General features: G+C 67.9%; 4 protein-coding genes. 1 reads left to right on the top strand and 3 read right to left on the bottom strand.

Annotation, left to right across the window (positions count from 1 at the left end):
• Positions 1 to 1,110 (top strand): heavy metal translocating P-type ATPase (locus HMPREF1138_RS02395; RefSeq protein ID WP_009056109.1); only part of this gene is annotated, 1,110 nt, incomplete at its 5' end.
• Between the two features lie 1,092 nt (positions 1,111 to 2,202).
• On the opposite strand, the gene HMPREF1138_RS02385 is transcribed toward HMPREF1138_RS02395, so the two are convergent.
• The 3 genes from HMPREF1138_RS02385 to HMPREF1138_RS02375 form a co-directional block, all read right to left on the bottom strand.
• Entirely contained in the window at positions 2,203 to 3,705 is a 1,503-nt protein-coding gene (locus HMPREF1138_RS02385) for a DUF2079 domain-containing protein (RefSeq protein ID WP_009056107.1), read from the bottom strand.
• Positions 3,702 to 4,550 (bottom strand): glycosyltransferase family 2 protein, encoded by an 849-nt coding sequence (locus HMPREF1138_RS02380; RefSeq protein ID WP_009056111.1) that lies wholly within the window; start codon positions 4,548 to 4,550, stop codon positions 3,702 to 3,704. The genes HMPREF1138_RS02385 and HMPREF1138_RS02380 overlap by 4 nt, the downstream gene beginning before the upstream one ends.
• A 90-nt stretch (positions 4,551 to 4,640) precedes the next feature.
• The gene (locus HMPREF1138_RS02375) at positions 4,641 to 5,522 is read right to left on the bottom strand and encodes a DUF5926 family protein (protein WP_009056113.1); all 882 of its coding nucleotides are present in this window, start codon (positions 5,520 to 5,522) and stop codon (positions 4,641 to 4,643) included.
• Between the last annotated feature and the right edge of the window lie 171 nt (positions 5,523 to 5,693).

Raw genomic sequence — 5,693 nt, 5'->3', positions numbered from 1 at the left:
GACGTACCCGCTTCTCTCCTCGACGCCGTCCGCGAGGCCGAGGCCTCGGGCGCCTCCGCCGTCGTCGCCGCCCTCGCGCCGAACCTGGGCTCCGCAGCAACCTCCACCCCGGCGACAGTCGCCGCAACGTCCGTGACGCCCGCATCCGTCACACTGCCCGGCCCCGACGCGGATCTGCCCCTCGCGACCCTCACCATGAGCGTGGGCGGCATGACCTGCGCGTCCTGTGTGCGCCGCGTCGAACGCAAGCTCGGCAAACTCGACGGCGTCAAAGCCGAGGTCAACCTGGCCACGGAATCCGCGCGCATCACCCTCACCTCCCCGCACACCGACGAGGAACTCGAGGCCGTCGTGAATGCCGCCGGCTACACGGGCACCATCACCTCCCGTTCCGAGGCCGCGACCGCCGATGGCGCACCCGCCTCCGGCGACAGCGCGACCGGGGATACCGGTACCCCCACCCAGCCCGGTACCATCTCGGGCGCCGGCGAGCGGGAGGGGGCCACGGCCTCGTCCCTGGTGATTCCCGAGCGCGTCGAGGGCAGCGCGATCGCCGCTCTCGTCGTGCGTGACACGGTCAAGGAGTCGTCGGCTGATGCGATTGCTCAGCTGCGCGAGCTCGGCATCGAGCCGATCCTCCTGACGGGCGACAACGAGGCCGCGGCCCGACACGTCGCGGATCAGGTCGGAATCGACCGCGTCATCGCGGGCGTCCTGCCCGACGGCAAGCGCGACACGGTCGCCTCCCTTCAGGCCGAGGGCCGCACGGTCGCAATGGTGGGTGACGGCGTGAACGACGCGGCCGCCCTCGCGCAGGCGAGCACGAAGGGCCTGGGCATCGCGATGGGCTCGGGCACGGACGTGGCGATCGAGGTCGCTGACATGACGCTCATGAACTCGTCTCTGACCTCGGCGGCGACCGCGATCCGCGTCTCGCGCCGCACCCTGCGCATCATCAAGGAGAACCTGTTCTGGGCGTTCTTCTACAACGTGTTGATGGTGCCGCTCGCGATCGCGGGGCTGCTCTCCCCCATGCTGGCCAGCGCCGCGATGGCGTGCTCGTCCGTGTTCGTGGTCCTCAACTCGCTGCGTCTGCGCACGGCGAAGTAGGGTGGAGCACACCTGCGAGAATTCGACTCCCATTGCTGCTGACGGCCTTGGCCGGATGCAGCAATGGGGCTCACCAGCGAGCAAGAGCGCCGGCTAGATTCCGACCCGACACGTCACGCACACGTTGCACGCACCGTATCTCGCCTGCGCGACGTGTTCGACTGACTGATGAAGCCGACAGAGCAGCCGCGTCTTGTTCTCAGCACGCAATACACCCGACGTGGGGCGCTACACCCGTTATCGGGCGCTGCACCCGATGTGGGGCGCTGCACCCTTTACGTCGCGCTACACCCGATGTGGGGCGCTGCACCCGATCAGAAGAGGTGCAATGCCCACGGATCGGGTGCAGTGCCCAAGGCAACAAGCACTTTCGCGGCCCCGCAATCACACCAATCATCAGCCGACGAGCACACCACCACCCCCACAAGTATTTTCGCGGACGCGCACTACCCACCTGATTCCGCATCGGCACACCTGCCACTATGGGTCTGACTATCTCTCTCTAGTCCCAGCCACACACAGACCTTGACCAGCAAATCCGAACACGATTGTCGGCTAGTACACAGGTTTCATTCATGCGCTGAGCTTGTGCCACATCAGCTTCTTTCCACTCAGCGTTAAACCGTTGAACGAAGCGTCTACCTGCGTTCATCGAGGAGCATACACATGTCCGATTCACCGCCGACAAAGGGCGACCAGGAACTCTCCTTACGCAACTGACTCAACCGGGCCAGCGAGGAACAGGATTGCCAAGATAAACAGCATCTCTACAGACGTTGCCAGTCCTACATTCTGAACATCTTGCGATTGCTGGATCCAGAGAGAGACTTCAGCAAAGATCACCAAGGCAATTGGCGCGTTGCTGACCGAGCAATGGATGATCTCGGTTACCTCGGGAAACTCGAAAGAATCGTGGGTCTCATTAACTGAGTCGAAACATACACACGTGGCGAAATGGTCTTTGGTAGCAGATAACAGCAATACCGGCCTATACAGCTGGCGCGCTTGCATACGCCATACTGCAGCCGTAGTAGGAATCAATGAAATAGTGCCGCACGGCCGGAGCTTCACCGCCGCGCGGCACCTGCCGCATTACGAGGTACGCCGCGCGACGCGGAAGCCCGCCTTGGAGTAGATGGTTTCGTAGGTGTGCCCGGGGTGCGCGGCGCTCCCCCACGACTCGGCGTCGACGTGCTGGCCGCCCCAGGCGTAGGAACGCACATCGATGACGACATACTCCGGAGGGGTATCCATGGTGCCGCTCGTCCCCACCCAGTAGACCTCGCGCCCAGGCACCAGCCGGGCCAGCAGCGTCGTGTCGGTTTCGACGCTCGCCCCCTCGGGCACCGCGTCGAGCGCGCCTTGGGCGGCCGCCATGCGCGGGTCCTCCGTGAGAGAGGGCAGCTGCCACAGGGGCAGCGCCGAGGCCGTGATCGCCAGAGACAGCGCGGGCACGCAGGCCACCGCCCACGCTCCCGCGTGCCTCCCTCGCGTCGGCGAGGCCGGGGCGTCGTCCTCAGAATCCGCGTCGTCCCCTGCGGCGGCGCGCTCCGGCGCGAGCCACCGGTTGATCACGTCAAGCAGGGAACAGGCTGCGATAGGAACCAGCACGGCGTTGTAGTGCCACGAGTCCCACACGTAGTAGGTATCGACGGAGCCCGCGAATCGCCAGGCGAGAGTTGGCAGGACGAGCGCGAACCAGGGCGAGCTCGCGCCGACGAAGCCGGCCCCCGCGAGAAGAACGAGGAGCGTCACAAGCTTGACAGAGGGGGTCGTCAGGATGTCCCACAGGGAGGGGACCTCGCGCGCGGCGGTCGAACCGCCCATCGGCGTGCCCGCCCCGGTCGCGGACCCGTCGAGGGAGTAGGCCCACGTGCCCGCGGGATTCATGGCGGGCAGCAACAGCTTCACCGTCACCACAAACGCGACGATGCCGAACAGCGCGTATGCCAGGCCCCGCAGGACTGCGGGCCGACCCTCGCCGCGCCCACGCCACGTGATCGCCAGGCCAGCCATGAAAACCGTGAGGCCCAAGTCCTCCTTGACGAGGGCCAGCGGAGCCAGCCACGCCATGCACGCGCCCCACCGCCGCTCCACGAAGGCGACGCCCCCGAGCGCCAACAGCGGAACCGCCACGCAGACCTCGTGAAACTGCGCACCGACTGCGCCCTGCAGCCCCCAGCCCAGCCCGTAGACGAGCCCGACGAGGAGCGCACCGCCCCGACCGAGCAGGCGCTGCGCCAAGCGCGCGACCGGCACGACCGACGCGGCGATCAACACGTCCTGGACGACGAGAAGCGTGAGCGCCGAGGGGAAGAGCCGATACACCGGCCCCAGCAGCGCCAGGATCGGATGGAAATGATCGCCCAGCAGGTTGTAGCCCGGCCCCTTGATGGGGACGATGGGCGCCTCGAAGCGCGAGTAGGCTTGGACGGCCTCGGCGAAGATCCCCAGGTCCCAGGAGGGCACGACGAGCGCGCGCCACTGGGCCACAGAATAGAAGACGTAGAGCGCGCCGACGGCGCACGCAATGACGGTGGGCAGCCACCAGGTCGCAACGACGCGCCCTACGGCTAATCGATCCGGGCGCTTCACCCGACCATCTCCGTCCGGCGCGCTCCGGGAGAGTCGGTCGCTTCCGCCTCGTCGCGCGACGAGGCCGGGGCCGGGTAGGGCACGCCGATCCCCTGCTCGTGGTCGGCTCGGCGCTTCGATCGAGCGTCGGAGTGGAAGACCTGGCTGACGGTGGCTCGCACCGCGTCGAACATGCGCGCCGGGCGGTTCAGGGAGCCCAGCGATCGGTCCGCGCCCGAGTGCGTGAAGTTGCAGGGGACCTCCATGACGGACAATCCTGCGCGCAGGACGCTGATCGTCATCGCGGCCTCGAGCGCGTAGCGTCCCGCGAAGGGCATGGCCGCGTCGATGGCCTCGCGCGTCAGGCACCGCTGGTAGCTCAGGGGGTAGTGGCAGTACCAGCCGGTCTTGCGGCGGATGAGGCGGCGCACCACGGCGGGGCCGTAGCCCGAGTACTCGCGGCCGGTGGCCGGGACGGCGATCGCCATGTCGACCTGTCGGGCGAAGACGGCCTCGACCAGGGCGGTGGCCTCGACGGCGGATTCGCCCAGGTCGGGCGAGAGAAGAAGGAGGTGACGGGGCGGCCCGTCGGGGCGGTCGCGCATGGCGGCCACCTTCACGCCGGTCTCGATGGCCGAGGCGCGCCCACGCTCGACGGAGTGGCGCACGACGACGGCGCCCGCGGCTCTGGCGACCCGCCCGGTGTCGTCGGTGGAGCCATCGTCGACGACAATGAGAAGGTCAACGCCGGGTATAGCGCGGCACGCGCGCACGGTGGCGGCGACGGCTCGGCCGACATTGTGTGCAGCGATGACGGCGGCGACGCGCTGCGGGTGGGATCCTCGGGATCCGCTTGGATAGTTCACGAATAACAGTCTACGGGCGGCGGGGCACTCTCGCGCCCCGCCGCCCGTAATGTGAGCGACAAGTCTGCCTAAACGGTAGGTAAAAACTCGTCAGCGGATCGTCACGGCGCGGGACACGAGGCCCTGGCGCGCGCGGCGCTCCTTATCATCCAGACGCTCGGTGACGGTGAGGGCCTCGGCGAGGGCCTCGGCGAGGGCCTGCGTGCCGGGCGCGACGTCGGCCGCGCTGGCGCGCTCGGGCAGCTCGAAGACCGGGACGATGAGGCCGCACGCACGGAAGGAGCCCACGTAGCGCGAGCCCTCACCGACGTTAGCCTGGCCGCGCGCGGCCAGGCGGGCCAGCGCGTCGAAGAGCTTGGCCTCGTCGTTGTCCGTCAGGAAACGCACGAAGTTACGGTTCATCTCGCACCAGTACGCGCCGGGGACTCCGGGCACGGGCTCGGTCGGGATAATCTCGTCGCGGTTCTGCTCGAGGGCGCGACGCGTCTGGTCATCGATCTCCTCGGCGGGGTCGAACCAGAAGGAGAAGTCCTCCTCGAGCTTCATGTCCGTGAAGCTGTCGAGGTCGAGGATGTCCTGGAGACGCTCGGACGGCTCGCGCACGTCGATCGAGATGACGCCCTCGTCGCCCGCCTCCTTCGCGGCGATCGCCGCAAGCAGCGCGGCGCCCGCGTCGTGGCTCAGATCCGCAGAGTTCGAGCGGGTCTGCAGCGCGACGAGGATGCGGCCGTCGGGGCGCACCATCGCGGGGTGTCCCTCGGGCAGGAGGGTGACGAAGTCGAATTCGACGGCGCCGTGGTCGGCGTCGGTGCGTGCGGTCAGCGTCGCCGCCGGGATGAGCTCGCGCATAGCGACCAGCTCGATCTCCTTCGGCAGGCCCTCGTAGGGGCGCGCGACGAAGGGGATCGGCGGGCGATACGCCTTGAGCTTGGCGGGATCGGTGACCTTCTTACGGCGGCTAGCTTTACCCATGGGAGTAATCGTAGCGGGTTTCGCTGAATCGACGAGGCCGGGGCTGGGCGAGCCGGTCCACGCCCCCGGCCCACGCCTCCCCAGAGCCCAGCCCACACCTCCCCACGCTCCGCCCCGCCCTTCCCCCCCCAATGTCGCATGCAATTGGCAGATTCTAGGGGTGGTTGCAAC

This window comes from Actinomyces sp. ICM58, from assembly GCF_000283035.1.
GTDB lineage: Bacteria > Actinomycetota > Actinomycetes > Actinomycetales > Actinomycetaceae > Pauljensenia.
This window is presented reverse-complemented; position numbering and strand designations above follow the sequence as displayed.